General features: G+C 65.3%; 14 protein-coding genes. 6 read left to right on the plus strand and 8 right to left on the minus strand.

Translation table 11 applies throughout. From position 1 onward, the window contains the following. Nucleotides 1-46: 46 nt before the first annotated feature. Nucleotides 47-556 carry a GNAT family N-acetyltransferase gene (locus ACQPYR_RS15570; protein WP_433632840.1) on the minus strand — a complete coding sequence of 170 codons (510 nt, stop codon included), beginning with the start codon at nucleotides 554-556 and terminating at the stop codon, nucleotides 47-49. Between the two features lie 324 nt (nucleotides 557-880). Between ACQPYR_RS15570 and ACQPYR_RS15575 the strand changes: the two genes are divergently transcribed. After that, complete coding sequence (locus ACQPYR_RS15575) at nucleotides 881-2524, plus strand: acyl-CoA synthetase (protein WP_433632842.1); 1644 nt, start codon at nucleotides 881-883, stop codon at nucleotides 2522-2524. Between the two features lie 198 nt (nucleotides 2525-2722). Here the strand turns inward: ACQPYR_RS15575 and ACQPYR_RS15580 are convergent, their stop codons facing one another. After that, the gene (locus ACQPYR_RS15580) at nucleotides 2723-3124 is read right to left on the minus strand and encodes a winged helix-turn-helix transcriptional regulator (RefSeq protein WP_433632844.1); all 402 of its coding nucleotides are present in this window, start codon (nucleotides 3122-3124) and stop codon (nucleotides 2723-2725) included. A 98-nt stretch (nucleotides 3125-3222) separates the two neighbouring features. On the opposite strand from ACQPYR_RS15580, the gene ACQPYR_RS15585 reads away from it, so the two are divergent. From ACQPYR_RS15585 to ACQPYR_RS15595, 3 genes are read left to right on the plus strand one after another with little or no spacing between them, the layout of a single operon-like run. After that, nucleotides 3223-4053 carry an NAD(P)H-binding protein gene (locus ACQPYR_RS15585; RefSeq protein ID WP_433632846.1) on the plus strand — a complete coding sequence of 277 codons (831 nt, stop codon included), beginning with the start codon at nucleotides 3223-3225 and terminating at the stop codon, nucleotides 4051-4053. Nucleotides 4054-4058: 5 nt separating this feature from the next. Beyond that, nucleotides 4059-4463, plus strand: coding sequence for a pyridoxamine 5'-phosphate oxidase family protein (locus tag ACQPYR_RS15590; RefSeq protein ID WP_433632848.1), 405 nt, complete (start codon nucleotides 4059-4061; stop codon nucleotides 4461-4463). A 44-nt stretch (nucleotides 4464-4507) separates the two neighbouring features. Then, the gene (locus ACQPYR_RS15595) at nucleotides 4508-5380 is read left to right on the plus strand and encodes a haloalkane dehalogenase (protein WP_433632850.1); all 873 of its coding nucleotides are present in this window, start codon (nucleotides 4508-4510) and stop codon (nucleotides 5378-5380) included. Between the two features lie 410 nt (nucleotides 5381-5790). Here ACQPYR_RS15595 and ACQPYR_RS15600 read toward each other — a convergent pair whose 3' ends face one another. Beyond that, nucleotides 5791-7080 (minus strand): IS256 family transposase, encoded by a 1290-nt coding sequence (locus ACQPYR_RS15600; protein ID WP_433624106.1) that lies wholly within the window; start codon nucleotides 7078-7080, stop codon nucleotides 5791-5793. A 172-nt stretch (nucleotides 7081-7252) separates the two neighbouring features. Between ACQPYR_RS15600 and ACQPYR_RS15605 the strand changes: the two genes are divergently transcribed. Beyond that, the gene (locus ACQPYR_RS15605; protein ID WP_433632852.1) at nucleotides 7253-7948 is read left to right on the plus strand and encodes a DUF5134 domain-containing protein; all 696 of its coding nucleotides are present in this window, start codon (nucleotides 7253-7255) and stop codon (nucleotides 7946-7948) included. Between the two features lie 17 nt (nucleotides 7949-7965). On the opposite strand, the gene ACQPYR_RS15610 is transcribed toward ACQPYR_RS15605, so the two are convergent. Beyond that, complete coding sequence (locus ACQPYR_RS15610) at nucleotides 7966-8907, minus strand: amidohydrolase family protein (protein ID WP_433632854.1); 942 nt, start codon at nucleotides 8905-8907, stop codon at nucleotides 7966-7968. Nucleotides 8908-8965: 58 nt separating this feature from the next. Here ACQPYR_RS15610 and ACQPYR_RS15615 point away from each other — a divergent pair, with 58 nt between their 5' ends. Next, nucleotides 8966-9460 (plus strand): MarR family winged helix-turn-helix transcriptional regulator, encoded by a 495-nt coding sequence (locus ACQPYR_RS15615; protein WP_433632856.1) that lies wholly within the window; start codon nucleotides 8966-8968, stop codon nucleotides 9458-9460. A 19-nt stretch (nucleotides 9461-9479) separates the two neighbouring features. Here the strand turns inward: ACQPYR_RS15615 and ACQPYR_RS15620 are convergent, their stop codons facing one another. The 4 genes from ACQPYR_RS15620 to ACQPYR_RS15635 form a co-directional block, all read right to left on the minus strand. Continuing rightward, nucleotides 9480-10181, minus strand: coding sequence for a PhzF family phenazine biosynthesis protein (locus ACQPYR_RS15620; protein WP_433632858.1), 702 nt, complete (start codon nucleotides 10179-10181; stop codon nucleotides 9480-9482). A 42-nt stretch (nucleotides 10182-10223) separates the two neighbouring features. After that, nucleotides 10224-13508: a DUF4132 domain-containing protein gene (locus ACQPYR_RS15625; RefSeq protein ID WP_433632860.1), complete on the minus strand. Its 3285-nt coding sequence runs from the start codon at nucleotides 13506-13508 to the stop codon at nucleotides 10224-10226. Nucleotides 13509-13642: 134 nt separating this feature from the next. Continuing rightward, nucleotides 13643-14182 carry an alkyl hydroperoxide reductase gene (locus ACQPYR_RS15630; RefSeq protein ID WP_433632862.1) on the minus strand — a complete coding sequence of 180 codons (540 nt, stop codon included), beginning with the start codon at nucleotides 14180-14182 and terminating at the stop codon, nucleotides 13643-13645. A gap of 50 nt (nucleotides 14183-14232) precedes the next feature. After that, nucleotides 14233-14820, minus strand: a complete 588-nt coding sequence (locus ACQPYR_RS15635; RefSeq protein WP_433598015.1) for a peroxiredoxin — start codon at nucleotides 14818-14820, stop codon at nucleotides 14233-14235. Nucleotides 14821-14926: the final 106 nt, after the last annotated feature.

A 14926-nucleotide genomic window follows, 5' to 3' on the forward strand; every position in this document is an offset into this window, starting at 1 on the left:
ACCAGGCTTCGATGGGTGCTGGAGGTCTGCTCTTCGACGCGTGGAATCAGAGGGTGCGCGTCATGAAGACGCTGTGCGGATCTTCGACGTAGTCGGCGAACGGTGCGCAGATCTCGAATCCGTGGCGGGCGTAGAGCCGCTGTGCGGGGGCGAAGTAGTCCGAGGCTCCGGTCTCCAGGCTGAGTCGCCGGTAGTTGCGTGCGCGGGCCTCTGCGATGAGGTGGTGCAGCAGGGCCGAGGCGATGCCGCGGCCGGTGCGATCGGTTGTGGTACGCATCGACTTGATCTCGCCGTGAGTGGGGTCGAGTTGTTTGAGTGCGCCGCAACCAGCGAGTTCGTCATCCTCCCAGGCGCTCCAGAAAGTGACGTTCGGGCCGCGGAGCGCATCCAGGTCCAGGGCGTGCACGCTGTCTTCGGGCGAGTTGTCGTACATCTCGGCCAGATGCTGGGTGAGCAGGGCAGCGACTTCGGTACCGGACAGATCATCGACGACGATCCGCAGCACGGCAGCCGGTGCGGTTGGCGTCGGTAGGTGGTGGCCGATATCGCTGGACATCCGTCCATCATGGATTGTGCCCGCATCGGACCGGCTGTCTGGGTCGGTCCTCGACGAATCCGCCGGCGACCCTTTACTGTGAGGGCACTCGCCCTCACCTAGGTGGACAACGATGTCGATACTCGAGAAGTACGCGCCGTGCACGGATCGTGTGCTGACTGGGCCGTGCCGACTGCCGGTGCCCGCGGGCGCCGTCGTCAGTCGAACGGGGTGCGATGCCGCGTTCAGACGAATCGGCCGCATGGCCGCGGTGTCAGAATCAACTGCGGCCGAGGGGATTCGGGTCGGTGAGCGGTTCGGCTGGATTCACGTCAGGATCGAATCATGAAGTTTGCGAACAAGGTCGGGGCGATGGCCGCGGCTGCGGCGCGACGGGCCGCCGATGAGACCTACTACGCCGCGTTGACAGTGCGTGCCGGACTTGCGACCCCCGAACGCCCGGATCGGCTCGCCCTCATGGGTGCCGCGGTGCTGCGCTCCGGACTGCTCGGCGGGCTGACAACGATTGCCGCCCTGCGCTATCGCGATCGCGCCGCCATCATCGATGAACTCGGCCGCGTCAGTTTTCGTGAACTCGATGAGCGCAGCACCGCGCTCGCGAATGCCTGGCGGGCGCGCGGACTGCGTGACGGCGAAGGTGTCGCCGTCCTGGCGCGCAACCACCGCGGCTTCCACTACGCGGTCTTCGCCGCCGCGAAATGCGGTGCGCGAATCATCCTGCTCAATACCGATTTCGCGGCGCCGCAACTGCGCGAGGTGGTGACCCGCGAGGGCGCCGATCTGCTGATCTTCGACGACGAGTACGCGAGTATGCTCGGCGATTTCACGCCGCGCCGGGGACGCTACCGCGCCTGGGCCGATAAACCGGGCGTCGACACCATCGACAATCTGATCGCGGGTGCGGCGCGCACTCCACCGCGTAGGCCGCGCACCGCTCCCCGCCTCATCCTGCTGACCAGCGGGACAACCGGCACCCCCAAAGGTGCGCCGCGGAGCAGCGAGCCTGCCTCGCTGTCGCCGCTGGGCGCGATCCTCGGCAAGGTGCCGTTCCGTGCCCGCGAAATCACCGAATGCCCTGCGCCGCTGTTCCATACGCTCGGATTTGCGCACGCTGTCCTCGCGATCGGCTTCGGTTCCACGCTGGTGATCCGGCGGCGCTTCGATCCCCGGGAGGTGCTGGACAGTCTGGACCGCCACGGTGCCACGGCCATGGTCGCGGTGCCGGTGATGCTGCAGCGACTAGTCGACGCCGGACCGAAAGCTTTTGCCGGGCGCGATCTTTCGCGGTTGCGGATCATCTTCGTCGCGGGCTCGCAGCTGGGTGCGGACCTGTGCATGCGGGTGACCGAGGCATTCGGGCCGGTGGTGTACAACGTGTACGGATCCACCGAGGTGGCCTACGCGACTATTGCGACACCCGCGGATCTGGCGGTCGAGCCCGGCTGCGTCGGCTCTCCGGTGCCGAGTACCACCGTGAAGATCTTCGACGACAACGACCGAGAGGTGAGTCCCGGCACTACCGGACGCATCTTCGTCGGCAACAACTACCAATTCGAGGGCTACACCGGCGGTGGTGACAAGGCTCGCATCGGACGGCTGATGTCCACCGGTGATGTCGGCCATTTCGACAGTGCCGGAAGACTTTTCATCGACGGACGCGATGACGAAATGATCGTATCCGGCGGCGAGAACGTCTTTCCGGGCGAGGTCGAGGAACTGCTCGCCGCACATCCGGCGGTGGCGGAGGTCAGCGCATTCGGGGTGCCCGACGATCGATACGGTCAGCGCCTGCGTGCGGTAGTCGTTGTCCGCGAAGGGCATTCGCTCACCGGGGACGAGGTGCGCGAGCACGTGAAAACGCATCTGGCCCGCTTCAAGGTCCCGCGTGACGTGCTGTTCGTCGACGAACTGCCGCGCAACCCCACCGGAAAAGTACTCAAACGGGTTCTGCGGGAGCTCCCGGCCTGACGGCTCACATACTGCCGAGCATCCGTCGCATCGTATGGCGCAACTGCGCCGGACCCGGTGTTCTGTCTCACTGATCGTGAGGCATCCTCGGCCTGCTGAGTTGCGGTGGCCCAGGTTCGTGAGACGGATGGTGAGTTGGGTGTCTCGCTGATCATGAGGCAGATCATCGAATTGCTGTTGTGGACGGCGGGCTTGGGGTCACCTTCGGTGGTGTGTGTGCCGCTTGGTGTCGTAGCTGAGGCGGGCCTGTTCGACGTGGTCGAGGTTGACAGACCATTCGGACAGTGCCGCGAATACCGATGCCAGGCTGCGCCCTAGTTCGCTGATTTCATAGACGACCCGGGGCGGGACCTCGGCGTAGTAGGTGCGTACTACGAGCCCGTCGCGTTCGAGTTGCCGTAGCCGTTCGGTTAGGACCTTGGGAGTGATCGTGGTGATACGTCGTTGCAGCTCGACGAACCGATGTGGCCCGTATTCGTGGAGCACCCAGAGGATCGGGGTCGTCCACCGACTGAAGACAACCTCGACCACGGGATTGATCGGGCAGGCGTTCTCCGGGGTCGCCTGCGGGGACGCCTTCCAGGTTGTGTCGCTGGTCACACGAACACCTCTCCGCCATTACTTTCGTATAGGTATCTACTAGCTTGAGGATAGTAGCCTCGCCGAGTCGGATAGACGAACTCGGATCAGGAGCGAACATGATCGTGGTAACCGGAGCGACGGGCAATGTCGGGAGGCCGCTCGTGCAGGCGTTGGCCGCGGCCGGCGAACAGGTGACGGCGACCTCACGGTCGATCACTGCGCCCGATGTGCCGGAAGGGGTTCGATATCAACAGGTCGATCTCACCGAGCCGGACACCCTCGCGCCGGTCGTCGAAGAGGCACAGGCACTGTTTCTGCTCACCTCCGCCGACTTCCACGCCGGAGACGGCGACAGGCTCGCCGGGGTCATGGTCATCGTGCGTCGAGCCCGCGTCCGACGGGTCGTGCTGTTGTCCTCGCAGGGGGTGGGCACGGGACGCCACCCCAGTGTTCTCGAAGACGTGGTCAAGCAGTCCGGTGTGGACTGGACGATCCTGCGCCCGGGCGGCTTCGCCTCCAACGCGCTGTGGTGGGCCGAGATGGTCCGCACGCAACGAATGATCACCGCACCGTTCGCCGATGTCGCCATCCCGATCGTCGACCCAACCGACATTGCTCAGGTCGCGGCTGTCGCTCTGCGCGAAGACGGCCACAGCGGCCAGACCTACACCCTGACCGGACCGACACCGATCACACCGCGGCAGCAGGCCGCCGCGATCGGTGAAGCACTGCGCGAGCCGGTGCGCTTCGTGGAGCAGAACCGCGCCGAAGCCAAAACCCAAATGATGCAACTCATGCCGGAACCCGTGGTTGAACGCACACTCGACGCCCTGGGCACACCAAAACCCGAAGAGCAGCAAGTCAATCCGGATATCGAACGGGTCCTCGGCCGCCCACCCCGCACCTTTGCCGAGTGGGCAGCACGCAATTCCGCAGCCTTCAAGTAGCCGCCATGTCTGCTCATATTCCTCTGCGGCTGACGGAGACGATGGAGCGCTTCCTGGCAGGCAACCACGTAGCGACGCTCATCACCTTGCGGCGCGACGGCTCTCCCCACGCGGCGCCGATGCGCTTCACCTGGGACAGTTCAGCCGGTCTCGTGCGAGTGATGACAGCAGCGTCACGCCGCAAGGCCAGAAACGTGGCGGCCGGTCCCGGCAGCCGGGCTGCGGTCTGTCAGGTCGCGGGTTTCCAATGGGTCACCCTCGAAGGCTCCGCGGTGATATCGCACGACCCGGCCCGCGTGGCCGAGGGAATTCATCGCTACCGCCAGCGCTACTCGTCACCGCCGCCGAACCCGCCCGGACTGGTGGTCATCGAGATAGCAGTCGATCGGGTGCTCAGCCTCAACAGCTGAATGCCAACCAACCGGCCACAAAGATTCGATACAGGAGCGCAATCATGCCCATACAGCAAGTCCTCGACTCGACGATCTTCCACCGGGAGATGGGCGCCGGGACGCCGTTCGTATTCCTGCACGGCAATCCGACGTCGTCGTATCTGTGGCGCAACGTTCTACCGGCCGTGGACGATCCCGCACGGCGGCTGGCGCCGGACCTGATCGGGATGGGTGACTCCGGTAAACCGGACATCGACTACACCTTCGATGACCACGCCCGCTATCTGGACGCCTGGTTCGACGCGCTGGAGTTGGACAGCGTTGTGCTGATCGGACACGACTGGGGCGGGGCGTTGGCCTTCGACTGGGCGGCTCGCCATCCCGACCGAGTCCGCGGCGTCGCCTTCTTCGAGACGATCGTCAAGCCGATGTCGTGGGAAGAATTCCCAGACGACGGGCGCCGACTCTTCGAGGCGATCAAGACCCCGGGCATCGGCGAGGCGATGCTGCTGGAACAGAACGCGTTCATCGAGCTGCTCCCGGGCACCGTGATCACCCCGCTGACCGAGGAGGACCTCGCTGCCTACCGCGAACCGTACCCGACGCTGCAGAGCCGTCGGCCGCTGTTGCAATGGGCGCGGTCGATGCCGCTCGGCGGAGAACCCGCCGATGTCGTGGCCAGGGTTGAGGCATACGACGCGTGGCTGGCGACCAGCGTCGAGGTGCCCAAGCTCTTGCTGGCATTCGAGCCCGGCCCCGGAGCGATGCAGAGTCCGGAAATGGTCGACTGGTGCGCCACCCACATCGCAAACCTCGAAATCACCCGGCACGGTCCGGCTGGTCACCACACCCCCGAAGACCAGCCCACCGCCATCGCCACAGCGATAGCCGCCTGGGCGGACAAACACAATCTGAGATCAACCGCCGAATCATGAGACACGTACCCGGAAAGTTCTTCTGCCCCTATACATCGTCAGCAAAGCATGCTGCTCAACCGGTCCGATGGCGTCGATCTCCAAGTGCCGCGACGTGAATGCGTCCGCCCTGTAGACAGCAGGCGCGGCAGTCGCCATCAGACGCCGGACCTCGTCGTCGTACGAACGGGACCACTCGAACCACTCGTCTCAAATACCTGAGGCGAAATCAGCAGATGCCACAGATCAACGAGATTGCCTCAGCATCAACGAGACAGGACACCCGGCATCGCGGTATGGAACCACCCGGTCGGCGGCACCACCATCAGTCCGCCGCGTCGGTGCTCGACACAGTCGACGATCGCGTCCGTGCCGCCATGGTTTCCACATGATCGGGACTATCTCGCTAACGGTGTTTCCGGCGGTTTCTCTCAGTAGGTTTGGGCGTCGGGCCAGCGGTCGGCGAAGGTGATCGCGAACGCGTTGACCGCGGGCTTCCAGCGCATGGTCCATCGTGCCCGACCGGCGCCGGTCGGGTCCAGGGACCGGGTGACCAGATACAGGCATTTCAGGGCGGCTTGCTCGGTGGGGAAATGCCCGCGGGCTTTGATCGCGCGCCGGTAGCGGGCGTTCAACGACTCGATCGCGTTCGTCGAGCAGATCACCCGTCGTATCTCGACGTCATAGTCGAGGAACGGAATGAATTCCTCCCACGCATTCTCCCAAAGCCGCACTATCGCAGCGTATTTCGTGCCCCACTTCTCGGTGAGTTCATCGAGCGCTGCCCGTGCCGCGGCGGCGTTGACGGCGGTGTAGATCGGTTTCACATCACGACGCAACGCGTCCCAATGCTGACGGCCGGCCAGCCGGAAAGTGTTGCGGATCAAATGGATGACACAGGTCTGGACCGTAGCCAGCGGCCACACGTTGCCCACCGCGTCCGGCAAACCTTTCAACCCGTCACAGACCAGGAAGAACACATCTTTGCAGCCGCGGTTACGGATATCGGTCAACACACTCAGCCAGAACTTCGCGCCCTCACCACCGGTGCCGGCCCACAAACCCAGGATGTCCTTCTCACCGTTGACCGTGACACCGATCGCGGCATAGATCGGACGGTTGGCGACCTGACCATCCCGGACCTTCACCACGATCGCGTCGATGAAGATAGCGGCATACACCGCGTCCAAGGGCCGGTTGGCCCAATCGGCCATCTCGGCGATCACCTTGTCGGTGATCCGAGACACCGTCTCCTTCGACACCGACGCCCCATAGATCTCAGCGAAATGCGCCGAAATCTCCCCAGTGGTAAGCCCTTTCGCATACAGCGACAGCACGATCTCATCCACCCCGGTCAACCGGCGCTGGCGTTTCTTGACGATCTGCGGCTCGAAACTACCCTCCCGATCGCGGGGCACCTCGATCTGCACCTGACCCGTCGCCTCGGTCAACACCGTCTTGGCGCGAGTCCCGTTGCGCACGTTGGCCGATTCGCGCTCGGTCGGGGCTTGGCCCTTGTCGAAACCGAGATGCTCGGTCATCTCCTCGTTCAACGCCGTTTCCAGGACGGTCTTAGTGAACTGTTTGAGCAACCCGTTCGGCCCGGTCAGCGATAACCCTTGCTCCTTGGCCATCCGGACCAGCTCCTGGGCGGCGAGCTCCTCGGCCGAAGCCTCCACCGGCTTCTTCTTCCTCGTCACGGCATCAAGTGTCGTCATCACGGCACCTTCCCGCTGAACATCGCTCAGCGAATCAGGCCGGAAACACCCTTAAATCCACAGTCCCACATGATCATCCGTCCAGCGGGTGTCTGGGGTTTTGCGTTGTGGGAGGGGTGGCTGGGGGAAAGGGCGGCGGGTGGGGGGTTGGGGGTGCGAGCATGGAGGGGAAGACGTGGGTCGGGAGGTGGGTGTGGTGGAGTTCGCGCAGGAGTATGCCGCCTTGCGGTGGTCGGTAGTGGTGGCGTTTCTTTTCGCGGCCGCAGTGGTGCTCGGGCGATTGGCGGCGCCGGACGGCGTCGGTAGGGCCGAACCTGTTCGCCTGCAAGCAGATTCGCCGGGCAGGAATGCGGCGGCATGTCACGAGTCCGATGCCGCCCATCTGATCATGTGCATGGTCATGCTTGCGATGCTGATCTTTCCGATGGGAGCGGATCCGGTCGTGCTGCGCGGTGTGCTGATCGCGCTCATCATCGTCTTCGCGGCCTCACTGGTAGTTCGAATTATGCAGTGGCGCAATACGACTCGCGTGCTACCCGATGATCGCATCATCGCCGTCGGATATCACATCGCCGTCGCCGCCGCCATGCTGTACTCGATCGCGGGACACAGTGCGGGCATGCACGCCGACGGGCCGGCCCCCGGACCGGCGCTGACACTGACCGCGCTCTTCACCGCCGATGCGCTCGCCTTGCTCGTCGCGGCGAGTACCGGCCGTTGCCGGCGTTGGCTCGGCCACCCGATCGACATCCGAACCGGCCCGCAGCAGTCGGCTTCCTTCGTCACCCGTGCACTGACATCCGCGATCGTGCCGCATATCGTCATGGACATCGGCACGGCCTACATGCTGATCGCCGCCGTATCCGGGTAGGCCGACCCGATGTCTGATCAGGCGGCAGCGAGACGAGGGAATAGGGCCTCGGCGCTACCGCGATTGATCGCGTCGAGCTGGCCGGGTTCGAAACCCTCGTAGCTCTCCAGCAGAGAGTCGAGGAGATCACCGCTTCCCTCCGGGGCGAAGGGAAAGTCGCTGCCGTAACAGATGTGTCCGGGCGCGGCGAAGGCCAGCAGCGAGGGTAAGGCGGACGGCGTGGTGGACAGTGCGGTGTCGAAGTAGAAGCGCTGCAGGTCCGTCAGAATGCCCATGGGCGTTGTGCTGGGGTTGAACTGGGCGCCTCCGGTGAACCGCCAGGCGGCGTACGGCAGGAAGCCGCCCGCGTGCGAGAGGATCACGTTCATCCGGGTGTGCCGGCTCATCACGCCGTTGAGCGTCATATGGACGGCGGTGCGGGTGGTATCGAAAGGGAAGTCCAGCAGGGGACTCGGCATGCCCTCCAGCATCGGCATCGGCGGGGCGGTGGGGTGGATGAAAACCACGGCGGCGCGAGCGTCGAGCTCGGCCCAGAGCGGCTCGAACTCCTGGTGGCCGAGGTAGCGGCCGTAGTAGTTGGACAGCAGCACCACACCGTCGGCGTGCAGTTCGTCCAGCGCGTAGGAGGTTTCGGCGATCGCGCCTTCGACGTCCGGTAGCGGGAGACTCGCGAAGAAGCCGAAGCGGTCGGGCCGGTCCTTGGTCAGCTCGGCGCTGTACTCGTTGACGTCGCGGGTGATCGCGCGGGCCTGCGCGTCGTCGCCGAAGTGGGTGCCCGGTGAGCTGATCGAGAGGATGCCGGTCGCGATCGACCGGCGGTCCATCATCGCGATCGCGCTCTCGGCATCCCAGACGGCTGTGGGCCAACCTCCGGCCGTCGCCTCATGACGGTCCATTGCTTCCCGGTAGGCAGGCGGGATGAGGTGCTGGTGGACGTCGATCCGGGATGGAGAGGCCATTTTTCGCTCGCTTACTAATATTTAGCTTGCTAATTATTGTGATGCTAGGCTAGCAGGCGTGGCAAATACGGGCAATGTCCAGCAGACGGCGACGGATGCCGACGCGAGCGGAGAGGAGATCGCGCAGGCGGCCGACGCGCTGTTCGTCGCCATGCGGCGGGCCCGTTCGGTGGGTGCCGAGCAGATCGGTGGACTCTCGCTGGCCCAGGTCGCACTCTTGGAACCGCTGGCCGGGGAGGCGGACATCCCGGTGGGACGGCTGGCGAGCAACGCGGACGTCAGCGTGCCTACCGCCACTCGCATGTTGCAGCAACTGGAGGCGAAGGGCGTCGTCGTGCGACGCAGATCCCCGGAGGACGAGCGGCGAGTCCTGGTGAGCCTCACCGACGACGGCGCCGAGCGGCTCGCCTTGCTCCGGACCCGGCTGCGCGAGCGCCAGCTGCGCGCCTACGAGGCGTTCATGCCCGGCGAGCGGGTCCAGCTCGTCACGCTGCTGCGCCGCCTCGCCGAACTCGTCTCCGATTCCGACCGCCATCCGCGGCCGCCGGAATAGGTCGTCGGATACTCGCGGTCTACAGGTCGACGACCGAGTCGGCGACCACGCGGCCGCCGAGTCGGACCCAACCGTCGGAGTCCCATTCGGTGAAGATCTGCGACCCCTTGCCTTGGGTGATGATCAGGCCGCGGCGCAGCAGGGCGGTGAGGGCGACGGCGGCGGCTCCGGTGGCTTCGTCCTCGGGTACGCCCATGACGGGGGCGAACATGCGCGAGCGCAGGGCACCGCGGTGCTCATCGGTCCAAATCCAGAGGTAGTGCGAGCCGCTGTCGAAATCGTCGGGGCGCAGATTCGCCAGCTCGTCGAGGTCGTCGAGCTGGTGAAAGGTGAAGTCCGGGGCCCATTCGCCGCGTGCCCTGATCCAGACCATGCCGTCGGAGAGCTCGACGGCGACTGGACCCGCCGACACCTGCAGAATCCGCACCGGCCGGCCCTGCTCGGCGAACCACCACGCGGTGCCCACCGACGGATGCCCGGCGAAGGGCAGCTCCACCGCGGGGGTGTAGATCCGCACCTTGGCGACCTCGTCGACGGGATCCTCGACGACGACGGTCTCGCTGTACCCCGCCTTCGCCGCCAGCGCCTGGTGGTCGACCTCGGCGACATCGGCGGCGCGAGCGATGCCGAGCTCATTGCCGCCTCGACCGGTCGGGTCCGTGAAAACGCGCACGACCTCGACCCGCGTACCGATGGCCTCCGGTTCACCCTGTGTGCCCATGTTCGCGAGCCTACCGGCCCCCAAAAGGTCCAGGAAGTGCTGTCAACGCGGGCCGCAGAGCCAGGCGAGGTCACGCAGGATTTCCGACACGGTCACCGGGCCGAGGTCGGCGAAGGTGGGGCCATTGCGGCCCGCGAGCGCGGCGTACCTGAGCTCGTGCACGGGAGCGACCGGTTCGAACGGCTCCATGCCCGGATCGATCCCGATACTGAAAACCCGGTCGTCCGGGAGCCGCTTGTCGAAGGTATCGATGCGACCGCCGTCGCCGCGTTCGGGTGGATTCCAGCCGCGGTCGGTCAGGCCGTGGATACGGCCGAGGGGAACAGTGGCATGCACCGGAATCGGCACGGAGGAACTGGCGAGCAGTTCCGGATCCGGATGGTGCACCGCCCGGCCGATCTGTGGAAATGGTTGCAGGAGTTCGTAATCGGCGAGCACATCGGCCCAAGCGGCGGTCATTTCGGCGCCCAGGTGGAGAGGATGGGCGATACCGATGACGGCATCCTCGGCGACTTCGAGTGCGGCGTCGTCGGCGTCGGCGAAGGTGTCGTCCTCGGCGATGCGGAACGAGTCGAGCACCTGGTCGTCGCAGTAGGTCGCCCAGACCAGGCGGCGAGTCACGTTGATGCGCACCGGATGTGCGATGAACAGGGTGCGTAGTTCGTCCAGGGTGAAGCGGCGTTCGGTGACCATGGCGCGTTCGAGCCGCCGGATCTGATCGGCCGCGAACTTCCTGACCGACTTGCGGATCGAGCGATAGCTCGCGGTCGCGTCGGCGGCCGAGTGCTCGTCGTCGCGAATTCCGGCCTTGGGCAGTGCCTTGTAGCGGGTGCCGTCGGTGCCGGTAATGGTGGGGCGCAGCTGTTCATCGAAGCCGAGCACGAATTGGCGCGGCCCGAAGTCCAGCAGCGCCGTACCGTCGGGACGCAGGCCGAGATCGGGAACCAGGCGGTCGGCGAGTTGATCCTCGCTCAAACCCAACTCGTCCGCGACATCGGTGACCCGGATCTGCGCCGCATCCCGGACCGCCGCGTTTCGGCCCTTCTCGTTCAATGTGATCAGCGCGGACAAGGCTTGGTCGGTACCGATGGCGGCGAGAGTGTCGAGCGCATTGTCCTTGGCTCCGCTCCAGAGGATATTCGGCAGCAGTTCCTCGACGGTCTCGTCATTTCCGAAGGCAGCCAGCACTTCCCAGACCCAGGTGTCCTTCGACGGCGCGCCCGCCCTGGTCCACTGGCTGTGGATCGCTCCGGCCGCGGCGGCCAGACTCGCCGCGTCGCAGTCTGCACGAACCCGTGCCAGCGCGGCATGCGGTGCTCCGGGTTCCGACAGCATCATCAACGTAACGAGATTCGCGACCGCCTCGGGCGGCAGCGCGTGGCCGCTTTTCAGTCCGATCGCGGGCAGCTCCGAAATCGACAACCATTGCGGGAGAACCGGAATCCGCGCGGGCACGATCTCGGCGGGATCGGTATCGAGCAATTCGCGTACCGCCACGGTGGCGTCATATGCAGCGGCCGCATCAATAATGGCATCGGTGTGACCGAGTGTGACGAGGGTGCGCAGAGCTGCGGAATGCGTGCGTCTTGCCTTGCGCGCCTTGCCGATCGCTCCCGGAATGAATGCGGTCGCGGCGTAGACGGGATGGCGGCGCAACCAGTCCAGCGCGATGCGGCGGCGCGAGCGCATATGCAGCCAGTCCACGATCAGTTCGGCGACGGCCGGGCTTTCGAAGGGGGCGATCGCCGCAGCGTGGTCGCGTGGTCGCTTCGTGACGGTGTCGATGACCAGGTCGTGCGTAGCGGCACCGTGTTTTGCCGCGAGGGCGAGCAGGGGAGTGGCCGACCAGAGTCCCCAGCCCACGGTGCTGGTGCGCAGATACGGTTCCGCGATCGCGAAGTCGACCTGGACGAGTGCGTGCAGTGTCCAGTCGTTGAGAAAGTCATTGCCCGGCGGAATGCGCTCCAGCCGCTCGTGTATCTCGTCCTCGGACAGTGTGCCGACGCTGTCGAGCCATTTCTCCCGTTCGCCGTCGTCGCGCCACGAAATAGCAACGCCCGCAGGCACTTCGAGCGCTACGGCGGCAGCAGGTCTGTGAAGCGGTCGCTGCCATGGCGGTGTGCTGAGGATCGCGGGAACAAGTTGGACAGGAGTCGTATCGACCGCCTGCTCTTCGGGCAGACTCTCGGTGATCAACTGCTGCGCGGATTCGGGCAGTTCGTCGCGCATGGCGACAGCGAGTTCGGGATGGCGGCGGACGTGCCGGCAGAAGTCGGCGGCGTTCTCCTGCCGGGTGGTCCGCGCACCGAGCACACGCATGGCACGAGACGGAAACCGTTCGGTCGAGGCGAGCAGTGCCGCGGCGCTCACATTGCGCCACGAATGCCTGGCCAGGAAGTCCATCGCTTCGTCAGTTGGTAGGCGGGCGAGCATGCGCGACAGGGTTTCCGGTCCCGGAGCGGAGCTGTTGCCCTGACCCGCCTCCCACAGTCGAGTGAGTACCGAAGTGGCGTCGGGGCCGAGATGTGCTGCGACACTGTAGATCAGCGATTTGTTGTCGCGCAGCAGATGCCAGTGCCAACCGAGCAGATCGAGGATGCGGTGCGCGTGCGCCGAGTCGGTCACCGAGGCGAGCAGGAATATCGATCCGAAGCTGTCGGTTAGTTTCGGGTCGGCGAGATCGGTTGTGACCCAGTCCTGTTCGGTGGGGAACAGGTATGAGGTGAGCAACCGGATCGCGAGCGGCCCGCGGCGCAGCTGCCGTGCCTGGTCGACGGCATCGGCGTAGTCCATCTCCGCGGTGGCGGCCAGCAGGGTGCGTAGTCGCCGGACCAAGGTGGCGGGCGGATCGCAGGGACTCGACACCAGAACGCGATTCGTTTGCCCGCCCCAGGTTTCGGATGCTTCCGCGTGGATACCGGTGAGGGCGGCCACGGTTGCCACAGCGCAGCCGAAACCGTGGGCGGCGACCAGATAATCGGCCAGATCCGCGTGGTCGTCGTAGTAGCGGCCGAGGGCATCGGCATCCCAAAGCTTCGCGTCCATGCCGATGGCGGCGCACACGGCCGCGCCGAGCGGGTCGGCACGCCGATCTTCCAGATATTGCGTACCCCGCTCGGCGAGCACCTTGTGCGAGCCGGAATGGCTCAGGATGACGTGGGTCCGATCCGCGGACTGCGCCAACTTGTCGGAGACGGTCTGTGCCGCAGCCGCATTCACCGCACCGTTGCGTGCGGGCCATCGGCCGCGGAAGGGATCGGTTTTCGACCGCCAAGCGGCGGGTACCACCCAGATGTCCTCATCGGTCGGCGGCGTGCGGACAGCCATCGGCCCTGCTCCCTTGTTCACGAGGTGCGTATCGCGGACAGGCTAGCGAGGCGCTCCGACAAGTGCCGGTCGGCGCGGAAACGGCAACGGCCCCGTCCACTCGGACGGGGCCGTTGCGTGTTTCCGGCGAGATATCAGACCGCGGCGGTGGCCAGCGTCTCCGTGGATTGCACGGCCTGGCCGACTCCGGCGACGATCGCGGCCGCGCGCAGCGATTCGAAGATCACCTCACGCGAGACGCCCGCCTCGCGCAGGGTTTTCTCGTGCGCCTCCAGGCAGTGCGCACAGCCGTTGATCGAAGAGACCGCGAACGACCACAGCTCGAAATCGGCCTTGTCGACACCCGGGTTGCCGATGATGTTCATCCGCAGACCGGCACGCAGATCGTCATAGCGGCCGTCCAGAAACGCTTTGCCCCGGTAGAACACATTGTTCATGCCCATGATCGAGGCGGCGCCGAGTGCGGCGTTGTAGGCCTGCGCGGATAGATTGTCCGCGGCTTCCTCGGCGATTTCCCGCAGCGTCGTCGTCGACCGGGTCGCGGCCGCCGACGCGAGCAGCGTGCCCCACAGCTGCTGTTCGTTCAGCACGGTGGTGCGTGCGATGGACGACAGATTGAGCTTGAGGTCCTTTGCGTACTCGGGAAGGGAGTTCTTCAGGGTCTCAATGCTCATTCGGCGAATCCTCTTCTCGTTCGGGGGTTTTCAGTTGGTTCGGCTAATACTCAGACGCTCGCGGCGAGCAGTTCGCCCGCATTGATGGTCGGGTCGCCCTTTTTCCAGTTGCAGGCGCACAGCTCGTCGGACTGCAGCGCGTCCAGCACGCGCAGCACCTCGTCGACATTGCGGCCGACCGAACCGGCGGTCACCGAGACGAACTGGATCTCGTTGTTCGGGTCGATGATGAAGGTGGCGCGGTCGGCGACGCCGTCGGCGTTGAGAACGCCGGTGGCGGAGGCCAATTCACGCTTGAGGTCGCTCAGCATCGGGAAGGGGAGGGTCTTGAGGTCCTCGTGCTGGGCGCGCCACTGGAAGTGCACGAACTCGTTGTCGACCGAGGCGCCGAGCACCTGTGCGTCGCGGTCCTCGAATTCGTCGTTGAGCTTGCCGAAGGCGGCGATCTCGGTCGGGCACACGAAGGTGAAGTCCTTGGGCCAGAAGAAGACGATGCGCCACTTGCCGGCGTGGTCGTCCGAGGTGATGCGGGTGAAGTAGTCGTCAGGCTGCTGAGCGTCGACCTTCGACAGGTCACCGCCGATCACCGCGGTGAGGTTGTATGCCGGGAACTGGTCGCCGATGGTCAGCAAAGCCATGCTTGTCTCCTCGTCAGTCGGTTTGCTAGAGCGAGTGGATCGAAAAGCTCACTGGTGATCTTGCCCAAAGGCCGGTGAAAGGTAAACGTGATCAGTCGCACTACAC

Source organism: Nocardia sp. CA-120079 (assembly GCF_050955745.1).
In the GTDB taxonomy this organism is placed as follows: domain Bacteria; phylum Actinomycetota; class Actinomycetes; order Mycobacteriales; family Mycobacteriaceae; genus Nocardia.